Origin of the sequence: Pseudodesulfovibrio profundus (genome assembly GCF_900217235.1) — a bacterium.
GTDB classification, from domain to species: domain Bacteria; phylum Desulfobacterota; class Desulfovibrionia; order Desulfovibrionales; family Desulfovibrionaceae; genus Pseudodesulfovibrio; species Pseudodesulfovibrio profundus.
This window is the reverse complement of the sequence record NZ_LT907975.1, coordinates 3,545,230-3,568,210: the sequence shown is the minus strand read 5'-3', so window position 1 is coordinate 3,568,210 and position 22,981 is coordinate 3,545,230. Positions and strand designations below refer to the sequence as shown.

Genomic DNA, 22,981 nt, shown 5'->3' with positions numbered 1-22,981 from the left:
GCTAGTTGTTGGTCAGAAATTCTTCGACTTCACCCCTGTTCGGGATGGAGGTCTGCGCACCGAGGCGCGTCACGGAGATCGCTGCCGCTGCATGGGCAAAACGGATGGCGTCATCCATGGCCTTGCCTTCCTGCAAGGCAACCACCAGCCCACCGTTGAAGGTATCCCCCGCAGCCGTGGTATCCGTGGCCTTCACCGAAAAACCGGTGATGAGCTGTGCGCCGTCAGGACCGCTGCAATACGCACCCTGTGCGCCGAGGGTGATTATCACGGTTTCGATACCCTTTCCATGTAAAATATCAGCAGCTTGTCGGGCCGAGTCTTCGTCTGAGACAGTGACGCCCGTCAGCACTTCGGCTTCGGTTTCATTGGGGGTGATCATTGCCAGATTGAACAGCAGGTCATCAGACAGAGGCTGTGCCGGGGCCGGATTCAACACCACCTTGCCCCCTGCCGAAGCAACGGTTCTGGCCGCCAGTTCCACGGTCTCAATGGGCGATTCCAACTGCATCAGCAGCATCCCTGCGCCCCCAAGGTACTCAAGGTGCTGCTCCAGTGCTTCAACGGTCAGGGACGCATTGGCTTCGGCGGCAATGGCAATGGAATTTTCGCCATTGGCAGCCACCTGAATGAGCGCAACGCCTGTGGGCATGTCCGGGACAGCCATCACAGCCCGCGTATCCATGCCGTCATCCCTAAACGCCTTGATCATGCGAGAACCGAAATCATCATCGCCCACGCATGCCACAAAGCCCACCTCGCCCCCCAAACGGGCAGCGGCAACGGCCTGATTGGCCCCCTTGCCACCGGGAAGCACCTTGTATCCATGCCCAGTCACGGTTTCGCCGGGGCGCGGAAAGCTGTCCACCTGCAGGACATGGTCAGCGTTGACGCTGCCAAGAACAATGAGCTTCTTCGATGCCATGAGATTCTCCGGGGAAAGAGGAAAAGACGCACCGAAACACGCCGGTGCGTCCTTGATACACGTGTTACTTTACGACCATCAGGGGAACCGGAATGTACTCGTTCACCTTTTCGCCCTTGAGCACCTTGTCGGCGGTTTCCACGCCGAGGGCACCGATCAGAGCGGGCTGCTGGGCAATGGTACCGGCCATTTCGCCACGTTTTACAGCAGCAACACCGTCATCGGTGCCGTCGAAACCGACAACCACGACATCTTTACCGGCTGCCTGCAATGCACGAAGCGCACCCAGAGCCATTTCGTCGTTCTGAGCGAAGACGCCCTGCACATCACCGTGATTGGCGAGCAGGTTTTCCATGACGTTCAAGCCCTTGGTGCGGTCGAAGTCGGCAGGCTGGGAAGCCAGCACGTTGAAGCCGTTGGCCTCGACAGCCTTGGCGAATCCGGCACCGCGATCGCGGGCAGCGGAAGTACCGGCCAGACCTTCAAGCTGGATGACCTTGGCGTTCTTGCCAAGCTTTTCCGCCATGAAGTCACCAGCCATCTTGCCACCGGCAACGTTGTCGGAAGCGATGTGGGAAGCGACCTTGCCGCGAGTTGCGCCACGATCCAGAGTCAGAACCGGGATGTTCGCGCCATTGATCAGGCGAATGGCGTTGGAAACGGCATCCGAATCAGTGGGGTTGATGAGAATGGCCTTGACGCCACGCACCGTGAGGTCTTCCACGTTGGCCAACTCTTTGGACGGGTCGTTTTGGGAATCCAGCACGATGATGTCGTATCCCATCTCTTCCGCCTTCTGTACGGCACCGTCCTTGAGGGTGACGAAGAAGGGGTTGTTCAGGGTGGATACGACCAGTGCGATGGTGTCCTTGGCATGGGCGGATACGCCCAGCGCCAGAGACAGGACCAATGCCATGGCGAGAGTCATGAGTTTTTTCATCCTATACTCCTTGCGTTGTATCTACTTGCTCTTCGTATCCACCAGGACCGCTAACAGAATGACCAGCGCTTTCGCTATCATCTGATAATAGGAAGATACATCAAGCAAATTCAGTGCATTATTCAAAAATCCAATAATAAGTGCGCCAAGCAGGGTTCCCATGATGGTTCCCTTGCCTCCCATGAGCGACGTGCCGCCAAGCACGACCGCGGCAATGGCATCCAGCTCGTATCCATACCCTGCCGTTGGCTGGGCCGAAGACAGGCGCGAGGTGACGATCAGGCCCGATAGTGCGGACAGAAAACCGGCTATGGCGTAGACCGTGATCTTGATCGAGTCGACATTGATACCGGAAAGTTTGGACGCTTCCTCATTGCCACCAAGGGCATAAATGTAGCGCCCGAGGCGAGTGTGATTGAGCAGGTACCACGCCCCGCCAAAGGTGATTGCCATGATCCAGATGGGAACCGGCACACCGAGCACGTAGCCTGTGCCGATGAACGAAAACGCATCCGCCACATCGGTGAAGCCGGTGGAGATGGGACGACCATCCGTATAGACGAGCGTCAGGCCACGTACCAAAGTCATTGAGACAAGGGTGGCGATGAACGCCTGCACCTTGCCCTTTGCTATGACCACGCCCGAAGCGGCACCAAGCAGGGCTCCGGCACCAAGGGCCGCGCCCACGGCCACCACAACCGGCATCTCCGCCGCGATAAGACTGGCTCCGATGGCGCCGCACAGGGCCAGCACCGAACCGACCGAGAGGTCGATTCCGGCGGTGAGGATGACCATGGTCATGCCCACGGCCATGATGGCGTTGATGGCCGTCTGCCGCAAAATATTGAGGATATTGCCTGTGGTGAAGAAATTGGGGTTGAGAAAGGAAACCACGATGATCATCACCACGAGGGCGATGAGGGTTTTCTGCTGAATCAACCGCTGCTTGAGGGAGACACGCTGCTTCCCCATATCTGCCTTGTCTGCGCTCATGCCCGAGCCTCCTCCTGCGCCCTGCCGATAGCACAGGCCATGAGTGTTTCCTGATCGGCCTCTCCGGCCGTGAATTCACCGCGTACACGCCCTTCGTGCATAACGATTATGCGATCGCTCATGCCCAGAATTTCCGGCATTTCCGAAGAGACGAGAATGATGCTCATGCCCTCGCTCTTGAAGCGATTGATGAGCTGATAGATTTCCTTTTTGGCCCCCACATCCACCCCGCGGGTCGGTTCATCTAGGATCAGCACACGCGGGCGATCCATAAGCCCCTTGGCAATGGCGACCTTCTGCTGATTGCCGCCCGAAAGATTGCCGACCTGCTGCCGTAGGGAGGGAGTACGAATATTGAACGCCGCCACATAGCCGGATGCAGCTTCACACTCCATGGCCGCCCGAAGATGACCGGTGGGAGTGGAGAACATTTTCAGTGCAGCCAAAGTCATGTTCTTTTGCACCGACATGCCGAGAATCAGACCATCCCGCTTGCGATCTTCGCTGATGTAGGCAATCCCGGCTTCAAGGGCATCCTTGGGCGACCGGATGCGAACCGGCTCGCCAAACATGGAAACCGAGCCGGATTCAATGGGATGTGCGCCGAACACGGCCTTCATCAATTCGGTCCGCCCAGCGCCCATCAGCCCGGACACACCGAGAATCTCGCCTTCGCGCACGGCCATGGAAACCGAATCCAGACGCGGCCCGACCAGATCGGTGACCTCCAGGCTGAATCGGCCGGGAGTGACCTCGACTCGCGGGTACTGCTCCTCCAGTCGGCGTCCGACCATCATCTCGATCAACGCTTCCTCATCCATATCGGCAACCGGCGCTTCTCCGATGAAATTGCCGTCACGCAGTACGGTTACGTCGTCGCAGATTTCAAATATTTCCTTGAGCCGATGCGAAATGTACACGATGCCACGTCCCGAATCCCGCAACTCCCTGATAACGCCATGCAGCGCCTCGGTTTCGGTATCGGTCAGGGTGTCGGTGGGTTCATCCATGATGATGACCCGACTCTCGAAAGAGAGCGCCTTGGCGATTTCCACCATCTGCTGCTCACCGATGGACAGATCGCCCAGGCGTGTGCGTGATGAGCGGGAAACACCGAGCCGAGCCAGAAGCGCATCCGCCTGCTTGTACATTGCTTTCCAATGGATACGGCCCGCGAATCCTGATGGTTCGCGACCAAGGAAGATGTTTTCCGCTATGGAGAGTTCCGGGAGCAGATTCAGCTCCTGATGGATGATGGAGATACCAGCCTGCTGGGAATCACGAGGGCCAGCGAACTGTCGTTCCTTACCGAGGTAGGTGATGGTTCCGGCGTCACGTTGGTAGATGCCGGTCAGCACTTTCATGAGGGTCGATTTCCCCGCGCCATTCTCCCCGACAAGTGCCATGACGCGCCCAGCCTCGACCCGAAGATTGACGCGATCAAGCGCCTTGACGCCCGGAAAGGACTTTTCAATGCCGTCAAGCCTGAGCAGTTCCTCCATGACAGGTCTCCTAAAAGACAACGCCGGACTTGAGGGTCACATTGGCAAAAGGCGTGCACTCGCCGGTGCGCACAACGGCCAGGGATTTCTCGGTGTTGGCCTTGAATTCTTCATGGGGGATATAGGAAATCAACACTGGCTTGCCTCGTTCGTCAGCGATCGTTTCCAGAAAGACAAGCAGCTCCCGATGCAGTTCAGGGCTTTTCTCCTTGAACTCCTCGGCCATTTCAACGCCTTCGATTTCCAGCTCCGAAGCAATGGCCTTGACCGTTTCCATGAACGAGGGGATGCCACGAGTCACTGCCAGATCAATTCGCTGTGTCGAGCCTGGAATCGGCAGACCCGCATCGCAAACAGTGATCCCGTCACCATGGCCCATGGTGGAAACAATGTAGGATATGCCCGAGTTGATAAGCTTCGCTTTTTTCATGGAGTCGCTCCCTGACGCATGGCGCCCGTTACGTGATCAACTTTTTCCCGTCTAGCATACATCGAAACGTTTGCGCAAACGTTTCGATGCACGGTCATATCATGCTGAAAACCGCCATCATTTGTTCTCAGAACAACCGACAGAGATTTGCCTATTACCTTGGCACATGTTGTAAGTTTATATCAACAAAAGACAGGCATCATACGGAAGAATATCCGTCACTGATGGAACAGAAGGAAAGAGAGCTGGTATGTAGGATGAAAAGGACTGTGCTCCGTCTGAACGAAACAACGGCAGGGTCAGGAATCCAGGCCCTGCTGCATCATCATTTTGAAAATGGTTTCCATGAATTTTCCGGAAACCACATCAGGCAGGGGGAAGACCGGCATGTCATCGGCCATGGAGCCGGTGTAGGCAAACCATATTTCGGCAGAAATCTTGGACAGAGCAGGCGTGAGCAACCGCTCCCACAGGTCCCCATCCTGAGAATGGTCCTGCGCAAAGGCGCGGCACTGGAGGGGGCGATGGTCAAAGAGCAAACACTGCCCTTCTTCCAGCAGCGGACAAACGGCCCCGGCTTCGGACAGACAGAACTCGTCCCCTTCGGCATTGGTCTGCATGGCCGAGGCCGTACGGCGTTCAGCCTGCGCCGTTTCCACGGCCCGCTCGATCAGGGCCAGTCTGTTTTTGCAGGAGAGTTCGGTATTGATGCGATGACTGATGTGGACAGCCTCGACCAGTGTCAAACGGACCGGCGTGGTACAGCAGGAGGCGTTGTCCAATCCGCAGGCCAACCCCTGACGCTTGGAACCGACCTGTTCCTCCAGTCGTTCCACCAGTTCGCAATAATCATTGAAAAACGGGGCAAGGTCCACCAGCCGCTTGAACTCCAGCGAAGGCTCACGAACACTGAGCATGCCGGATTTCTTGCCGTACTTTCGCACTGTGCGCCACTGCACGAAGTTGGCCGGTTTGCTTTTCAGTTTTTTCAGGGCCTTGCCTGCAAGTTTGTGGCCCAATCCGCGACGCAGCAGGTAGGCATTGAGCACGGTGCCGGTCCGACCGATGCCGTGCCGACAGTGGATGAGCACTTTCTTTCCCAGATAAATGGCTTCGTCCAGCCATTCGAGGGCTTTCTCCAGCTCGATGAGTCCGGGCGCTTCTTCATCCTCCAAGGGGAGATAGTGGACTTCAAAACCGGCATCCTCTTCAATCTCATGCAGATCACAAAACTCACCGCAGAGATTGAGGATGGCATCCACCCCTTCAGCCCGGATGGCATCGAGCTGCGGATGGCTCATTGGGGCATGCCCAACGCCAAGCTGCTCGGTCACCCAGGTCACCTGGTAGGGCGTACTCTTTTTAGTCTTTTTCCAACCGAACATCTTTGTGCTCCGCTGCGTCCATGAACCGTTGCACTTCCTGATCCACCTGTTCCTCGTTCTGCATGCTCATGTCCATGAGTCGCGTCACAGCCATCAGGTAACCAAGTCGGGCCAACAGTCTGCGTGTGGTGTTCTCGTCTATTCTGGCGACCTTCGCATCGATCATGTCGCCCCGTGTACCAGTTTCAAAGCCATACTCATCCAGAACCTTGCGGATGAACTGCAAACGCAGCAGGCGCTGATCAAAACCGGCCCCGCCACCCTTGAAACGGAAATTGATATAGTTACGACCGGCATCCGGCCCGCAGATGGTATCAACCACCGAGAAGTGGTAGCCGAACCGGATCATCAGGTGGAGGTAGTCCTCGGAGATCAGCCCGTAGCTTGCCAGCAGCTTGGAATCAAAGCTGAAGATGCCGCCTGCCATCTTGTCAAAGGTCTCCCAGTCCATGTGGGTCAGCTTCTCGGGCCACTTGACCCGCGAATCCGCCAAACCGTACCAGAGCGCCCACATGGGACGACTTTTGATATCCTGCGGCGAAACCAGCTTGTTCTTTTCACACCCGTCGAACAGCCCCTTGCCCAGATCGAGCAGGTACATGACCAGCGGCAGATCGGTCTTGAGCCGTTTGGCTGCGTACATGCCACGCCCACGCTTATCGACGATGGAGAACATCTCGCCCACAGCCTTCTCGTGGCAAAAACGCACGACATCATGCAGCGAGCGGCACCCCTCGGGATTGAAATTATCACCCTCGGGATCAGTGAGATTGAGTTTGACCGTATAGGGAACGACCTTCTCGTATTGCTTGATGACCCGCTGTGGAATGAATTTCTCGCCCCGGGCACGGGTCAGAATCGCCTCGACACAGCCATCGTAGATGGCACCGCCGGTTCCATCGACAGTCACCACCTGTCCGGCTTCAAGCTCCTGATCCAGTTGGCCGACCAGAACCGGCACACCGGTCTCGCGGGCCACTGATGCAAAGTGGCTTGCCCGACTGCCGGTGGTCGAGATCACCGCGCTCATTTTGGAAATGAATGTCAGTAAAGAGGGTTTCAGGGACGGGGTGACGACAACGGCTCCCTCGGGTATCCGGGCAATGGATTCACCGGTGGGAGCAAAGTAGACTTCACCGCAACCTACGCCGGTGGAGGCTCGTTCAAGACCATCCTGCATGGGCTTGACTTCCAGCGGCTCATAGGTGGTCTCAGCCTCTTCTCGTTCAGCCTGAAGTGGCCTGGTCTGCAAAATATACAGCTCGCCGGTGACATCCTCGGCCCACTCGATATCCTGCGGTTTGCCGAACTCCTCTTCCAGACGCATGGCCAGACGACCAAGACGAACCAGCGTTTCTTCTCCGGGCAGGCCGTTGGTATCCGGGGTGCACTCCGGGGAAAGCGCCGGATTCTCACCGCGGCTCAGGTTCGCCTTGCCGGGAGAAACCGACCCGTCCACCAGATGCTCGCCAAGGCCACGCACACCATACACGCCAATGGTGTTGCCACCGCGACAATCCGGGTCCTTGGAGTAAACCACACCGGCATTCTCCGCATCGACCATGGGCAGCACCAGTGTTGCCATGGCCGTGTCGCGATCAGTCAAGCCGTTGGAAATTCGATACGCAATGGCGCGGGGGCAATACTTGCCCGCCAGAACACGCTTGTACGCTTCAAGGACATCGTTGGGGGGCACGTTGAGTTCACTGGCATACTGACCGGCAAAGGAAATCTCGCCATCTTCGGCCAACGCACTGGATCGAACCGCGATCAGGTCATCGCCGGAAATGATTTCGGAGACACCGAAGCGGATGCCACGGGCGATCTCTTCGGGTACCTCTCCGGCCAGGATCATCTCCTGCACCTCCAGTGTCAGTCGGGCCAACAGGTCGCGGTCGCCCACGACCATCTGTCGCAGGCACTCCTCGATACCGTCATTCAATCCGTTGTAATCGATGAAATAATTGTACGCATTGGCTGTCACCACAAACCCTTTGGGTACGGGCATGCCTTCCACCTTTGAAGCACGACCGAGGTTGGAAGCCTTGCCTCCGGCCAGTTGCGGGAACGCCCCCGCATCTTCCAAAGAAAGGATATATGGCGGCCCGACTTCAGGCTGTTCAAGCTCCAGCGACATTCGGACATAGAAATCGATCTTGCGGAAGTACTCCTGCAAATCCATGTACGCGGTGGGATTCATCTCCACCAACTGTCCGGCCATGATACTCACGGCCTCGGAGAGCTTGGCAGCAAGATGGTTAGCCCGTTGTCGATCCGCCAGCACCTCCCCATAAAACAGCTCTTCAAGATCGGCGATAAGCTCAAGGGCGATGGCGTCGTGCTTGAGCAGCGACTTGAATGCCTCGTACTTTCGACGCAACAAGGTGCCGGGTGCGAAAACCTGATAAGACCAGTGCTTGAAAAGCTGCGTTAACTGCATGCGTTAATCTCCGAGAACCTCAGCGACCTTGGCTTCGAGTTCTTCCTTGTTAATGGGCTTGACGCAATACTCCTGCGCTCCCAGACGCAAGGACTCGCGGGCGGTCTCCAGCGTGGGGTAGCCTGTGAGCATGATGGCCTTGATGTCCGGGCTGTTCTTTTTCAGTTCTTCCAGTACTTCCACGCCTGTCATCTTTTTCAGCTTGATGTCGAGAATGGCCAGATCCACCGGCTTTGAAGCGGCGTGCTTGAGGGCGTCCTCCTCTTCCGTGAACGCCGAAACAGAGTGGCCTTTTCGTTCAAGAATACGTTTTACCAGCATGCCTGCATCGGAGATATCGTCTACTACGATTATATTGGCCATGCCTCCTCCTTATGGGATATCCGCCCCGTCTGCCGGGGGCGTATCAAATGTTTCTTCCTGTTCCTTAACCGAACCATTGGTAGGGATATCTTCACTGTGGTCCAGGGGCAGCCGGACTTCAAAGACGGTCCCCGGCCCCTGATTTTCCTGACTGTTTTCAGGGAAAACAAAATTTTTCGGCACAGGACTCTCTGCATTTATATGACCGTCATGGTCTTCAATTATACCAAAGGATACGGACAACCCCAAGCCTGTCCCAACACCCACTGGCTTCGTGGAATAGAAGGGATCGAAGATCATCTTGAGTCGATCCGATGAAATTCCTTCGCCATTGTCGGCCAGCCACAGGGTGACAATGCCTCCAGGCGTGTCCAGAAGGGTTCGGATAACAATGGTGCCACCGCGGCCATTCATGGCGTCCCGGCTGTTATTGAGCAGATTGATCCATACCTGCTTGAGCTTTTCAGGGTCACCGTAAATGATGGGGAACCGATCATCGAGCTCGGTCACGATCTTCACACGGTCAAGCTGGAAGGTGTGGCGAACCAGTTGAACCGCTTCCATGACCGAGTTGTTGAAGCACATTTCCCGCTTGGTGGAATGGGTCTGTCGGGAGAAACCCAGCAGATCGGAAACGATCTTCTTGCAGACCTGCGTCTGCTTTTCGATAATCTTGAGGTCCTGATGGATTTGGCTTCCGTCTTCCACATCTTCCTGCAACAACTGGGAATATCCAAGGATGATCCCAAGAGGCGTGTTGATCTCATGAGCCACGCCACCGACCATCAATCCAAGGGATTCCATTTTCTGAGCCTGAAGTAACTGACGTTCGTATCCCTTGATATCCGTGATATCGCGGTCGGTCCGCAACAAGCCGGAGATGCTGCCGTCTTCATCGTAGACAGGAATGCAGACAACATGGAACCAACGCTCCCCTTCGTCGTTCTTGATCATGATCTGGGTGTCGAGTCGCTCGCCGGATTCCAGAATATCACGGGAGGCGAAATGGCGCTCTTCGGCCACATGTTCAGGGAACAAATCAAAGTCGGTCTTACCAATGATTTCGTGCAGTTCCCGCCCGACAAATTCGGCAAAGCTCCGGTTGGCGCCCTGATAGCGCATGGTGGTATCGACCAGCGACACGCGATCCGGGGTAACATCCAGAATGGTTCGGATGAGCCGCTGCTGATCACGCAGATTCCGCTCCGCACCGCGAAGCTCCTCGATATGTGTTTTCAGCGACAAAGCCATGACATCAAAGGTCTCGGCAAGGTCCTGCAACTCATCGCCCGACCCTTCACGGTAGACACGGCACTTCTGACAGGAATCCTGCACGCCGCGGCGGACGTCTTCATCATCGCAGTCCGGGCACATGGTTCCGGCGATATACCAGCACCGCCGTTGCCGCTCCCCATAGGCAGGACATTGCTTCAACCCGCAGTCCTGTTTTTCCCAGCAATGCACCCCGTCCAGCGGGCCGGAATGGGAATCGAGGTTACCCATCAACATGGCTTCGGCGTGCAGGCGCAAGGCAGCCAGACGGCTCGCCACCTGTTGAGCGAAAATGGACCCGAGGATGGTGGCGACAAAAAGCACGCCCGCAACAAGCATGGCCATGGTGGTCAACTGACGATTAACCGTGGCGTCGATGCGGGTTTTGGAAAGACCGATTCGGACGGTACCCAACCGGTTGTCGTCGATCTTCACCGGCGAAGCGAAATCGTAGATACGCTCCACCCCGTCAGCCAACAATTGGATATGAACCTTGTTCTCATCCCTGACCGTATTGGCCCGGATCAGATCGGTTGGGAATCCCCGATGAAACGTATGCGTGAGTACGTTGCCGAGCTTGTCCTGCACAAAAACGTACACCACATCACCCACGGCAATCTGCTCGTCGACCATGTTCTTCAGTCGGAGAAAGTCCTTTGCCAGCAAGGGGTCAACGGCACGGGCGGCCATGGATTCGGCAAGGGATGATCCTCGCTTCTTACTCTCTTCGACCAGTGTTTTGGTCGTTGTGCTGCCGACCAGCGGCAACAACAGCAACGCCATGATGATCAAGAGCCCGTAAATTCCCAGATTCAGCTTGGTGCGGAACTTGAGTTTATTGAGGAATCGCATGGTCATCATTATTCCAGCCCCAACTTATTGGCCAGTTGACGAACCGATTCGTAATCAATGTCTTTGGCCGGAATAATGCCACGCATTCCTGCGTTTCGCAGAATGCTTGCATGGTCCTCGCGGGAATTTTCCAACGCGAACATGGCTGCTGCAATACGAGTGACCACATCAGGATCAAGTCCTTTTCTGGCCGCGTAGACCCAGCCCGGGTATTGCTTTGTCTCGGCAAGAACCCGAATGGTGGACGGGTCGATTTTCCCCGAAATAACGTCCAAAGCCCCTTTGCGGATCGTGCCGATGTCATAGGCCCCGGCGTGAACGGCCAGAATGACTTTCTCCTGCTTGCCACCCGGTCCGGGTGCGAAGTCCACTTCCCTGAAATCCTTAACCATAATGCCATTGTCAAAGAAGAGTCCAAGGGGGAACAGGTAGCCGCCTGTAGACCCGGGATCAACGGCTATCCACCGTTTACCGGCACAATCGGAAATGGTCTGAATGGTCGGGTTGTCAGTGCGGCAGATGATTTGTCCCTGAAAATACGGCTCCCCACCGGGTTCGATGATACGCGCAAAGGCGGTGGCTCCAGCTTTGGCAAGCTGGATGTAAACAAACGGGTTGGAAAACGAGATATCGATTTCGCCACGTTCGACCATGGCGATATGTTCATCAAAGGTGTCAGGAAATATTTGTCGTAACGGCAGGTTGGTGGTTTCCCGCAGGTACTGAAGGAGCGCCCTGTGCCGTTGATAGGAAATCGTGTGCGAGTACTGCGGTAAATAGGCGTAGGTGATCGCTTCCTGTCGACGCGGGGCAAGAACCTTCTGCCGTTTGGTCAAATCCACGTGTACCACGGGGTCATCTTCGCCGCATCCGCCGACCACACCGATTATGATGAGACACACCAATACAACGAACGCCCGGACTCCATGTTTGAGCCAGAGGTCGGAGCGCTTTTCCCGCTGTTGTTTTATTTTTCCATGATTGATCATATATGCTTTAAACACTACAATATTTCCAGACGCTGTCCAAGAGGTTATATGACTTGGCAACAGCAGCCATACACCGTATGTATAGCCCACCAAACAACAGCTTCCACAAGGAGATTCCCCGTGGCGAAATCATACAAGGTCCCCATGAATAAAACAGTCCTGACGTTCTTTCTTTTGTGCGTCGCGGCTGTGGCCGCCACTGTGACCTGGAGCTTCAATTCCGGGCTCACCTGGACCGCCATCTGTCTCATTGCCGTAGCCGGACCATTGTCCGCTTTCTACTGGTACATGTTATACATCACGCCCAAGCGCGCGACCATCACCGTAGCCGATGAAGGCATCCTGCTCTCGGCTCCGCCTTTTGCCAGTGCCGTGATCCCCTGGGCCTCGGTCACCAAGACCATGCCGGTCAATCTGGTAACCGATGAGGACTTCCACGCGGTCAAAACCAAAAAATTCATGCACTTCGCCGGTTACCGTTCCGGGATCATCGAGATCAAGAACAACCAGGAAGCAGTGATCGTAGCCAACCGCGCCGATGTCATCTGCATCCAGACCGAAGAACGCTTCTACCTGCTCGGCCCTTCCGACATGGAAGGATTCAGCGAGTCGGTCAACGCGGGCATGAGCCAGATGGCCTGATAAGCCCACGCTCTTGGATAAGAAAGAAAAGCCGTCTTAGTAAGACGGCTTTTTTGCATTCTGAATCCAGCAACGCTGATTCCATCTTGTTCCAATGAGCCTGCACCCTGTGCAGAAGCTCAAAGCTCGCCTCTCCCTCGTCCCCCGAAAGCGTCACGACACAGTGTTTCAAAGAACAAAGCCGCCCGGAGGCGGCCTTTCAAACTGTTCAACACCAGTTAGGAGTTGTCAGGAACCGGTTCCTTCTTTTTCATGATGTCAGAGAACATCATCATTTCCTCTTCTCCCTCATTCTCCTTGATCTTCTGTCGGATCATGCGGAAGAGAGGCAGCCACGGCTTGGCCTTGCCGAACATCCAACGGGTAAAAATATACGCCGGGATGAAGATAAAGGACGGGCCGACCTGGCCGATCAGGGGAACAATGAATTCCACATCACCGAAGCGGTAGAACAACCATCCGATACCGAATGGAACGACCCACAGCGAAGATGCGAATAATGCGATGTGCGAGAAGAAATTTTTACCGAACGCATCGTTGGCGATGGAGTTGCACGCCTTCCATGCTTCCTTGTTCTTGGCGCCGAGCGCCTGGACGGAGAGGTTATGGTGGCCAACCATATCCTTGCTGATTTTCGCAAAGTGCTTGGCATTAAGGAAGTAGATGCCCGCCATGCACAGCTCGCCGATGACCGTGGCAAGAAGACAGATCCAGAAGATGCCTATGGCGAATCCGATGTAGGGATTCTCCGTCATGCGGAATGCCCATATCATCCAGGGATCGAGAAATTCGTAAATCATTTGGCCGGTCATTGTCTTTCCTGTTCTGTTTGTGAAGGGCCGCCCACTGCGGGCGGCCCCATATGTTCATGGTGTGGATTCGCGACTTAGAAGGGGGGTACCAGGGAGTAACCCAGGAAGCCCTTGGTGGTGTAGCGGATACCAACGTAGAAGGCGAGGAAGATGAAGATGTACTTCAGAACCTTCTCGGGGATGAACTTGGAGGTCTTGGGACCGATGACGGAACCGATGACGATACCGATAAGCTCGGCACCGATCAGGCCCCATGCAACCGGAGTCTGCTTGAGCAGCATGTAGGAAGCGATGGAGTTGACCATACCGATCAGAACGGCCATGGCGGAGGTACCGGCAACGAGGTACATGGGCAGACCGGCAACGGAAGTCAGGAACGGCACCAGCAGGAAGCCGCCGCCAACACCGAGGAAGGAAGCCAGAGCTGCGATGAAGAAACCACCGATAACCGGGATAACCGGGTTGAAGGAGAATTCAACACCGAAGAAGGTGAACTCACAAGCGGTCGGGGTGAACTTCTGAACCTTAACGCCCATTTCGCTCATGTCGACCTGGCCACCGGACTGCTGTTCCTTAACGGACTTCTGGAAAGCTTCAGCAGCTTTCTTGGCGGCCTTCTTGTTGGCCTGGCCCTTGGGGGTGGTTTCGTAGAAGAGGTAGCAACCGAGGAAGAGAACGAAGAGACCGAAGTAACCGAGGTATGCCTTCAGGGAGATCTTACCAGCGGTCAACCAGGGTACCAGCCAGGAACCGGAAACGGCACCGATGGCCAGAGCGATACCCAGAGGCAGCACGAGGCGACCGGCTTTGTAGTAGTTGAAGGAGGACAGTGCTGCGGAACAACCAACGAGCCACTGGTTGGACACGCGGATGGAGTCGGTGACGACCTTGTTCAGCTTCATGTCTTTTTTGAAAGACTTGGCGTAGTCACCGAGGCCGTAAATGGTGATGTGACCAACACCGGCCATGATACCACCGAATGCGCCGACGGTGGAGAAGATCCAGCCTACCCAGATCGCCCACACGAGACCGATGATGACGTTGAGTTGCGGAGCGCCGGGGATACCGAGGTAACCGGGCTCACCTTGCGGTTTGGCTTCGGCGATGGCTTCGGCCAGACGATCGGCGAAGGCGGGCTCTGCAGTGAAGCAGACCGCGGCCACCAGAGCCAGCATCAGGAGAGTTTTTTTGGAACGTAACACGTTTCCTCCTCATTTCTTGAAATGTTAACCCCAAAAGAGCACCGAGCAGCCACCCAGCCGCTCGGTAAATACCACATTATTCCGACCGCACGAACTCAAGGGCATTGGCTGTGCAGCCAGTCACGCAGGCCGGGATACCCCCGGCATCCACGCGGTCCACGCAAAAATCACACTTCATGATCTTACCTGTCGCTTCATTGTAGACAGGAACATCCCACGGACACGCTTCAATACAGGATTGACAACCGTCACACTTGTCCATGTGGATCAAAACCAGCCCATCTTCCCTTTTATAGAGGGCTTCATTGGGACATGCCGGGACACACAAGGGCTTCTTGCAGTGCAGGCAGGTCTGGTACTTGAGCTTGGCCGTGGGCTTGCCGTCCTTGTCGGCAATGGGCCCTTCGGCGGTAAGCCGGTTCAGGCTGATTCCTGCTGGCACCTTGTTCTTCACTTTGCAGTGAACGAGACAGGCGTCACAGGCGATACACCGTTTCTTGTCAAACTTGATTTTGTACGTGGCCATGTTTTTTCACCTCTGTAGCGATTTATTGCGCGCAGTTCTTACGTTAATTCACGGTGTGATGAAAAATGCGGGGCGGGTCAACGGGACTCTGGCTTGTGATGAATTTCTCAAACTTTTTCAGAAAATCAATGAGAAATTGAAAAAAATAATACCAATCCATGTGATGGATTTCACATACTGGGATATAGTTGCGAGGGCTTGACGCACATTGCTAGCGTCCATCCTACGAAAAAAGTGTCGTACATTTCATCCGTGATTTTCCGAGGAGGAGTCGATGAGTAAGGAATATGTGAACAGCATCTGCGGCATGTGCTCCGTGCGCTGCCCCATTCAGGTCGAAGTAGTAGACGGGAAAGCCGAGTATATTCAGGGCGGTAAATCCCTGAACGGCTCACTGTGTCCTCGTGGCGCTGCCGGAACAGCTCTCACCTATGATGAAGAGCGCCCGCAGTACCCCATGATTCGTGCAGGCGAACGAGGCGAAGGCAAATGGCGCAAGGTCTCCTGGGACGAAGCCCTTGATTACGTTGCCGACAAGCTGAAAGCCGTTCAGGAAGAATATGGCAAGGATGCCATCCTCTTCTCCGACCGCGGCGGCCCCTTCCGTGATTTCTATCGCGCGTTCCTGCGTGGCATAGGCACCGCCAACTACAACAACCACGACTCTGCCTGCGCCCGTAACGTCCAGAACTCCGCCCTTTCCGTATTCGGATTCGGACGCAAGGGTGTCTCCTACGATTTCAAGAACTGTAAACACATTGTCCTTCAGCAGCGCAACGTCATGGAAGCTATCAACGTGGCCGAAGTGAACAACGTGCTCTCGGGCATGGAAAACGGCGCCAAGCTGACCGTCATCGACATCCGCGCCAACGTTCCGGCAACCAAGGCCGACAACTTCTTCCTCATCCGCCCCGGCACAGACTACGCGTTCAACCTCGCAGTCCTTCATGTCCTTATTAATGAAGAGCTCTACGACAAGGAATATGTCGCCAACTGGTTCGACGGTTTCGACGCGCTCAAGGTCTTTGTCCAGCAGTACCCCCCGGAATGGGCGGAAGAGGAAACCGGCATTGCCGCCGATTCCATCCGCGACTTCTGCCGTCAACTGGCCGAAGCCGCCCCGAGCGTTATCTGGCATCCCGGCTGGATGACCGCCCGCTACTCCGATTCTTTCTACATGTCCCGCACTATCTACCTGATCAATGCCCTGCTCGGCGCCATCGGCGCAAAGGGTGGCCTGCCGTTCATGGGCAAGCCGGGCGATGCCGGAGCAAAGGGACTGCAATCGTTCATGAATCTCTATCCGAAGCCCGAAGGCAAACGTGCCGACGGCATCGGCTGGATGGAAGGCCGCAAGCACTACGATGCCGGTCCCGGACTGGTGAACCTCGCCTACGACGCCATCGTCGAAGGCAAGCCCTACCCGATCAAGGCGTACATTGCCCAGCGCCACGACCCTCTCATGGCTTTCCCGGACATGAAAGACGTCAAGGCCATGTGGGACAATCTGGACCTGCTCGTTGCCGTGACCTTCTCCTGGTCCGACACCGCGTGGTACTCGGACGTGGTTCTGCCCATCTCGCCGTTCCTTGAGCGCGACGACACCATCATGACCAAGAACGGTCCCAAGCCTTCCTTTGTCATGCGCAAGCGCGCCATCGAGCCTCTCTACGACACCAAGGCGATCTGGGAGATTTATTCCGGCCTCGCCAAACGGTTCGGACTGGATGATCTGGTATATGAAAACATCGAAGATATCTGGAAATTCCAGTTGGAAGGCACCGGATATACTATCGAGGACTTTGCAGAAACCGGCGCAGTCGGCCTCGCTTCCGCCCCCATCTACAAGCCCGTAACCGAGAACTCTTTCAAGACACCGTCCGGAAAGATCCAGATTATCGATGCCAAGCTTGAAGAAGACGGGCTTCCCTCGCTGAAGCCCTACGAGTCTCCCGAACGCCCCCCGGAAGACAAGTTCCGCATCACCTTTGGCCGTTGTGCCCTGCATACACAGGGCCACACGGTCAATAACAAGCTCCTGTTCGAGCGCATGCCCGAGAACACGCTCTGGATTCACACCGATCGAGCCAAGGCCCTCGGCATTGAGAACGACGAATACGTCAGCGTCGGCAACAACGGTTACTCGGCCAAGATCCGCGCCTTTGTCACCGACTTCATCCACCCCGAGTGCGTCTTCATGATCCACGGTTTCGGTCACACCCTGCCGTGCGAATCCCGCGCCATAGGCAAGGGAGCCGCAGACAATGAACTGATGCCCAAGGGTATCCGCAAGTATGACAAGGGCGGCGGCGCCATCTCCATGCAGGAGCATTTCGTCACCGTTTCCAAAGCATAGAGCATCCTACTCCTTACCAACCCCCATTGAGAGAGGCCCGCACTACCAGGATGCGGGCCTCTCTCTTTTTGCTAGTACTTGCATCTGCCCGCAAACGACTTATATTTTACGTATATCCTTTGAAACGGAATGAAGAAAAAGGAGGACACATGACCTTCATCACTGCTGCCCGGTTTGACAAGGATACCTTTGAAAAGCACGAAGAAGTGCGCACCAAGGCAGATGCGGTACAGAAGCATCTGGAAGATATCGCCCTTGATGTCGGCCTCGATCCCGAGCGCAACGTCACTCGGACCGACACCGGCGATGAAATCCGCATCGGTGTGAGCGAATACATGGATCAATACTACCGCGAGGCCCCCGGTGCCTGGCGTCACTACTGACCTGAAAAGTACGGCCCGTCCTCATATGAGGACGGGCCGCTTCTCATTTCATATTTACAACGGACTTACTCGACCGGACCAATGGTACGGACCGATGCAATGCGCTCCCAATCGTAATAGGTATTCAAGGCTGCTCCGTCCTTGGCACATGTCACCCGGACGAACTCTTCACCCAGAAACAGGGTTGCACCTTCGTACACTTCGCCTTCATTGACCTGAATTTTGACATCCTTTCGCAGTTTGCGGGACATGGTCCCCTGCACCGGCTTGGATGCATACTCGAAAACTTTTTCCAGTGTTTCCTTTTTCATCGGTCTCTCCTTGATATAGGTGTTTTATGACAGTGACATGATTAGCCGCAGCCGCCACCGCCACCCGAACAGGCCGAGCCGATGCCGCTACGTCGCACCTTGAGTGCATTGATGTCGCCGCCTTCATAGACAAACCGCAGCGCATCCTCGATGAACCCGTCCACGACATAGGATTTCACCCCATGCTCTTCCAGCAACATCTTCGGTGTTTCACCGATTGCCGCACACAATACAGCGCGACAGTCGCTCAAGGTGTTGGCAAGGTCAGCCCAACGCTGGGGACCACACCCGGATTTCGGCGCCTGACGTTCCTCCACCATCCGGAAGGTTCCGGCATCTGATTCGCCCCATATCTGGAATGATCCGGCCTCACCGAGGTGCTGATTCACCAGCATGCCTTCACGGGTGGCAACCGCCACGTAAGGGCGGGCCATTTCCACTTCCAGCGGCTTGAGCTTGGAGCAAGCCTGCAAGGTGCCGCACAGGGCCATAGACTTGTCTTCGTTCAGCAGGCCGACAGCATCGGCACGACACCGCTTGCAGTGGGTCATCTGCTCGATGTATTCGCCCGCCTCCTTGCGCAGGGGAACAACGGTCTCCCTACCGGGTTCGGTGATTCCCGAGAACGGGGTATCCTGCGTCGGCTTGAGTGGAATCATGTTCTGGATGTCGGCCCCGAGTTCTGCGGCAACCTTGGCAACTTCTACAATGTGCTCATCGTTGATGCCCGGAATGACGATGGAGTTCACCTTAACCACAACGCCCCGCTCCTTGAGGCCCTTGATGGCTGCCAACTGCCGGTCCAGCAGGATTTTGGCCCCCTGCTCGCCGCGATAGACGACATTGCCATCCTTGACCCAGGAGTAGATTTTCGCGCCAATGGCCGGGTCCACCGCCGAAATGGTGATGGTCACATGGGACACGCCCAGCTCGGCTATATCATCCAGATACGGCAGGATTCCCATGCCATTGGACGACAGGCAGAACAGGAGCTGTGGATGCTTCTGATTGAGCAGACGCATGGTCTCAATGGTTTCGGCAGGGTTGGCAAACGGATCGCCCGGACCGGCAATGCCTGCCACCGTGATACGCGGTTCCTTTTCCAATACCTTATCCATGTACTCCGCAGCCTGATACGGTTTGAGAACGCCGCTGGTCACACCGGGGCGGGACTCGTTCACACAGTCATACTTGCGATTGCAGTAGTTGCACTGAATGTTGCATTTGGGGGCCACGGGCAGATGTACACGGCCGCAGGAGCCAGCTTTTTCCTTATTGAAACACGGGTGCTTGGTGGTATCCTTGTGCATGATTCTCTCCTGTGGTTGCCGCCTGTCACTCTCTCTCTCGAAGCCGTTGAAGGCGTTCTGCGGCAGGCCTTGTTGCGAAACACGATATATTATTTCAAAGTATCCTAGATGTATCCGTAGCCGACCAAGCTATCAGCCTGCTTTTTCTCGATAACGACGTTGACGATCTGATCAAACAGATTGAGCGCGCCCTTGTAGCCGAGGTGCAGCATGCGCTGCCCGCCGAAGCGGTCATGGATGGGGAATCCGACACGAACCAGCGGAACGCCCCATGCCTTGGCATAGCGGTACCCCTTGGAGTGACCGACAAGCAGATCGGGCGCGAGGGTCTCGGCTTCTTCGGCAATGTCGTGAAAATCGACACCTTCACGGACCTGCGGCGCCATCCGGGCCACACCATCCGTCACTGCGGCAATGGCGTCTTCCAGTCCCTTGTTGCGGGAGCCGGTTCCGGCCAGGACGACATCAATGCCGATCTCGGACAGAAACGCGCACAGCCCGACCACCAGATCTTCCTCGCCGTAGACAACGGCCCGCTTGCCAAACACGTACTTGTGTCCGTCCACGTAAGCATCCACGAGGCGGCCACGCTCCAGTTCGTATCGACGGGGAATGTCGGTGCCGGACAGTTCGACCAGCGTGTCGTAGAGTCGATCCGACTCGCGTAACCCCATGGGCAGGCCAATGCGGTGATTGGTGACACCGAAGGAGGATTCCAGCGAGGTGCCGCCAGTTTTCTTGGGCAGGCACCGGCCAAACTCGATGGTGCCGCGAGCACCGGACATCTCCTTGATCTCCTCAATGGGCGTGCCGCCGGAGGGGATTTTCACGTAATCCTCCAGGGCCGGACCATCGAGGGTTTCGGAAATGTCGGGCAGAATGGTGGCTCCGATACCGAAATCGCGGCAGATGTCCTGCAAATGGCGGATATCTTCGCAGGAGACCATGTTGGGAAGAATGTTGATTTTTCCTGTATCCTCTACTTTAGAAACGCAAAGCTGCTCGACCAGCGAACGGACCGCGCCGTGCCATCCATCGGTGTGGGTCCCGCTGTAGCTGGGCGTTGAGACCTGCACGATCTCCGGCAGTTCCAGATCACCAAACTCGGCATGGAACTCCTTCATGATCATGGGCACGTCATCGCCGATGGTCTCGGTGAGGCAGGTGGTGGCAACGCCGATGAGCTTCGGCTCATACTTTTTCATGACGTTGAGGCACCCCTTCTTCAGGTTGGGACCACCACCGTAGATGGCGTTCTTTTCACCAAGTGCCGAAGAAGCGATATCCACCGGCTCACGAAAATGAGAGATGATGTACCGACGCATGTAGGTGGCACACCCCTGCGATCCATGCAGGAACGGGATGGCGCCTTCCACACCGCGGAATGCCATGGATGCGCCAAGGGGCGTACACAGCTTGCAGGCGTTGGTGGTGGAAACATAGTTGGGCTTTGCAGGCATTTTGACCTTACTCATTGACGGCCTCCTTTCCCTGTTCGGATGGGCGATTGGCCCGGCGCGGCGCGAACTGCCACACAGGTGACATGGCCGAGGCATGAATCTCGCGGGCGAAATTAAGCATCCCTTCAAAGCCTTCCAGCGCTTCCTTGCGCTCGTGGTTGTGGTCACAGAAACCAACACCCAATTTGTAAGCAATGGGGCGTTCCTTGACCCCGCCCACAAAGATGTCCACATCCTTTTCCTTGATGAAATGGGACAACTCAAGCGGGTTGGCATCATCAACAATGACCGTGCCTGGATCAGTGATCTGTTCCAGCTCGGCGTAGTCTTCCTTGGTCCCGGTCTGGGAGCCGACCATGACCACCTTCATGCCGAGATGCCGGAACGCCTTGACCAAAGAGAAGGCCTTGAACGATCCGCCCACGTACATGGCGACCTTTTTGCCTTCCAGATCGCGGCGGTACTGCGCCAGCTCGGGCATGAGCTTCTGCAACTCATCCCGAACCAGAGTGCGGGTGCGCTCCACGATCTCCGGGTCCTTGTCCTTGAAGAAATCGGCCACCTTGTAGAGTGAGTCAGCCATATCCTCGATACCGAGGTAGGAGACCCGCTCGTAGGGTGTTCCGAAGGATTCCTCCATCATCTTGGCAAGGTCGAGAGTTGCGCCCGAGCACTGCACCAGATTGAGAGCTGCGCCGTGGCATCGGCCGATATCGTTAACGCGGCCGTCTCCTGTCACGTTGGCAACTACCTGCACACCCATCTTCTCGAAGTATTCACGGATGATCCAAATCTCACCGGCGAGGTTGAAATCACCAAAAATATTAATGGAAATATCGGATATGCCTTCGGTTGGACGGGTGCCGATGAGCTTGAACATCGCCTTGCAGGCAGCCAGATATCCGGCCCGCTTGTTGCCCTTGAACCCTTCGGACATGACCGGAAGAACCGGTATTCCCTTGGCTTCGGACATCTTACGACAAACCGCTTCCAGGTCATCGCCGATCAGCCCCACGATGCAGGTGGAATAGACAAAAGCGGCCTTTGGGTTATGCCGGTCAATGAGTTCATCCAGAGCGGCTTCCAGTTTTTTCTCACCACCAAAAATGACATCGGTCTCCTGAAGATCGGTGGAAAAGGACAGCCTATGCAGTTCCGGGCCGCTTGAGAGCGCCCCTCTGATATCCCAGGTGTAGACGGCACAACCGATGGGACCGTGCACAAGGTGCAGGGCATCGGCTATGGGATACAGGACCACGCGGGAGCCGCAGAACACACAGGCCCGCTGGCTGACCGCACCCGCCAGAGACTCACGGTTGCAGGCGATATCGATAGCGCCTTCACCGGTCCGGTGGATCTGATCCTTTCTTTCTTCCAAGATGGTACTCATTGTTCTTCCCCTAATGAGTTATTGGCCTGATACGTTGTTACATTCGATTACGAAGGCAGATGAGTTGCGTCTTTCGCCAGCCAAGGTGAGCGTAGAAATCAAGTGCTGCGCTGTTGTCGACATCGGCCAGAAGCTGAAGGCGCTGCGCCCTGTTCTCCTGCGCCCACTGGCTGATTTCATTCATGAGCCGGGCCCCAATGCCCTGGCCCCGCCAGTCCTTGTGGACGACCACGTCCTCTATAAGGACGGCGGGACCGCCTTCTGCCGTGGATATTGTCAACTGTCCCGAGCACATGCCAACCACAGTCCCGTTGGCATTACAGGCAGTCAGGATGCGTCCCCGACCATTGTTCAGCATCATCTCCAGCCCACGCCGCTGCTTGGCAGGGTTGAAGCGGAAGTCCTCCTCCAGTGAGAACAGCGCTTCAAGCAGACAGACGAGACCAGAAAGGTCAGCATACTCGGCGGGTCGGATGACAACGGCTTCAGGCATGGGGA

The 22,981-nt window shown here is 56.0% G+C and carries 21 protein-coding genes; 3 read left to right on the top strand and 18 right to left on the bottom strand.

The genetic code is table 11. The annotated features are described in order from the left end of the window. Position 1: 1 nt before the first annotated feature. From rbsK to DPRO_RS16625, 10 genes are all read right to left on the bottom strand, one after another. A complete protein-coding gene (rbsK, locus tag DPRO_RS16670) occupies positions 2-925 on the bottom strand; it encodes a ribokinase (protein WP_097013085.1) in 924 nt (307 codons plus the stop codon). A 64-nt stretch (positions 926-989) separates the two neighbouring features. Further along, entirely contained in the window at positions 990-1,865 is an 876-nt protein-coding gene (gene rbsB / locus DPRO_RS16665; RefSeq protein WP_097013084.1) for a ribose ABC transporter substrate-binding protein RbsB, read from the bottom strand. A gap of 21 nt (positions 1,866-1,886) precedes the next feature. Beyond that, positions 1,887-2,858: a ribose ABC transporter permease gene (gene rbsC, locus DPRO_RS16660; protein WP_097013083.1), complete on the bottom strand. Its 972-nt coding sequence runs from the start codon at positions 2,856-2,858 to the stop codon at positions 1,887-1,889. Beyond that, positions 2,855-4,360, bottom strand: coding sequence for a ribose ABC transporter ATP-binding protein RbsA (rbsA, locus tag DPRO_RS16655; protein WP_097013082.1), 1,506 nt, complete (start codon positions 4,358-4,360; stop codon positions 2,855-2,857). Before rbsA ends, rbsC begins: the two co-directional genes overlap by 4 nt. A gap of 10 nt (positions 4,361-4,370) precedes the next feature. Next, entirely contained in the window at positions 4,371-4,790 is a 420-nt protein-coding gene (rbsD, locus tag DPRO_RS16650; RefSeq protein ID WP_097013081.1) for a D-ribose pyranase, read from the bottom strand. Between the two features lie 299 nt (positions 4,791-5,089). Continuing rightward, a complete protein-coding gene (locus DPRO_RS16645; RefSeq protein WP_097013080.1) occupies positions 5,090-6,175 on the bottom strand; it encodes a protein-tyrosine phosphatase family protein in 1,086 nt (361 codons plus the stop codon). Further along, positions 6,153-8,615, bottom strand: coding sequence for a PEP/pyruvate-binding domain-containing protein (locus DPRO_RS16640; RefSeq protein ID WP_097013079.1), 2,463 nt, complete (start codon positions 8,613-8,615; stop codon positions 6,153-6,155). Before DPRO_RS16640 ends, DPRO_RS16645 begins: the two co-directional genes overlap by 23 nt. A gap of 3 nt (positions 8,616-8,618) precedes the next feature. Beyond that, positions 8,619-8,978: a response regulator gene (locus DPRO_RS16635; protein WP_097013078.1), complete on the bottom strand. Its 360-nt coding sequence runs from the start codon at positions 8,976-8,978 to the stop codon at positions 8,619-8,621. A gap of 9 nt (positions 8,979-8,987) precedes the next feature. Further along, positions 8,988-11,102, bottom strand: coding sequence for an ATP-binding protein (locus DPRO_RS16630; protein ID WP_173806860.1), 2,115 nt, complete (start codon positions 11,100-11,102; stop codon positions 8,988-8,990). Positions 11,103-11,110: 8 nt separating this feature from the next. Then, positions 11,111-12,106, bottom strand: coding sequence for a phosphate/phosphite/phosphonate ABC transporter substrate-binding protein (locus DPRO_RS16625; RefSeq protein ID WP_232005632.1), 996 nt, complete (start codon positions 12,104-12,106; stop codon positions 11,111-11,113). A 105-nt stretch (positions 12,107-12,211) separates the two neighbouring features. On the opposite strand from DPRO_RS16625, the gene DPRO_RS16620 reads away from it, so the two are divergent. After that, positions 12,212-12,733 carry a PH domain-containing protein gene (locus DPRO_RS16620; RefSeq protein WP_097013075.1) on the top strand — a complete coding sequence of 174 codons (522 nt, stop codon included), beginning with the start codon at positions 12,212-12,214 and terminating at the stop codon, positions 12,731-12,733. Positions 12,734-12,951: 218 nt separating this feature from the next. Here the strand turns inward: DPRO_RS16620 and DPRO_RS16615 are convergent, their stop codons facing one another. From DPRO_RS16615 to DPRO_RS16605, 3 genes are all read right to left on the bottom strand, one after another. Next, a complete protein-coding gene (locus DPRO_RS16615) occupies positions 12,952-13,545 on the bottom strand; it encodes a hypothetical protein (protein ID WP_097013074.1) in 594 nt (197 codons plus the stop codon). A gap of 74 nt (positions 13,546-13,619) precedes the next feature. After that, positions 13,620-14,747, bottom strand: coding sequence for a sulfite exporter TauE/SafE family protein (locus DPRO_RS16610; RefSeq protein WP_097013073.1), 1,128 nt, complete (start codon positions 14,745-14,747; stop codon positions 13,620-13,622). Between the two features lie 76 nt (positions 14,748-14,823). Continuing rightward, positions 14,824-15,273, bottom strand: coding sequence for a 4Fe-4S dicluster domain-containing protein (locus DPRO_RS16605; protein ID WP_097013072.1), 450 nt, complete (start codon positions 15,271-15,273; stop codon positions 14,824-14,826). A 274-nt stretch (positions 15,274-15,547) separates the two neighbouring features. Here DPRO_RS16605 and DPRO_RS16595 point away from each other — a divergent pair, with 274 nt between their 5' ends. After that, complete coding sequence (locus tag DPRO_RS16595; protein ID WP_097013070.1) at positions 15,548-17,629, top strand: molybdopterin-containing oxidoreductase family protein; 2,082 nt, start codon at positions 15,548-15,550, stop codon at positions 17,627-17,629. Between the two features lie 149 nt (positions 17,630-17,778). Beyond that, positions 17,779-18,012 (top strand): hypothetical protein, encoded by a 234-nt coding sequence (locus tag DPRO_RS16590; protein WP_097013069.1) that lies wholly within the window; start codon positions 17,779-17,781, stop codon positions 18,010-18,012. Positions 18,013-18,077: 65 nt separating this feature from the next. Here DPRO_RS16590 and DPRO_RS16585 read toward each other — a convergent pair whose 3' ends face one another. The 5 genes from DPRO_RS16585 to DPRO_RS16565 form a co-directional block, all read right to left on the bottom strand. Continuing rightward, complete coding sequence (locus DPRO_RS16585; RefSeq protein WP_097013068.1) at positions 18,078-18,323, bottom strand: hypothetical protein; 246 nt, start codon at positions 18,321-18,323, stop codon at positions 18,078-18,080. 41 nt (positions 18,324-18,364) lie between these two features. Next, positions 18,365-19,633 carry a radical SAM protein gene (locus DPRO_RS16580; RefSeq protein WP_097013067.1) on the bottom strand — a complete coding sequence of 423 codons (1,269 nt, stop codon included), beginning with the start codon at positions 19,631-19,633 and terminating at the stop codon, positions 18,365-18,367. 104 nt (positions 19,634-19,737) lie between these two features. After that, entirely contained in the window at positions 19,738-21,108 is a 1,371-nt protein-coding gene (locus DPRO_RS16575) for a nitrogenase component 1 (protein ID WP_097013066.1), read from the bottom strand. Further along, a complete protein-coding gene (nifE, locus tag DPRO_RS16570) occupies positions 21,101-22,483 on the bottom strand; it encodes a nitrogenase iron-molybdenum cofactor biosynthesis protein NifE (RefSeq protein ID WP_097013065.1) in 1,383 nt (460 codons plus the stop codon). The genes DPRO_RS16575 and nifE overlap by 8 nt, the downstream gene beginning before the upstream one ends. 37 nt (positions 22,484-22,520) lie before the next feature. Continuing rightward, positions 22,521-22,976, bottom strand: coding sequence for a GNAT family N-acetyltransferase (locus DPRO_RS16565; RefSeq protein WP_097013064.1), 456 nt, complete (start codon positions 22,974-22,976; stop codon positions 22,521-22,523). Positions 22,977-22,981 lie beyond the last annotated feature (5 nt).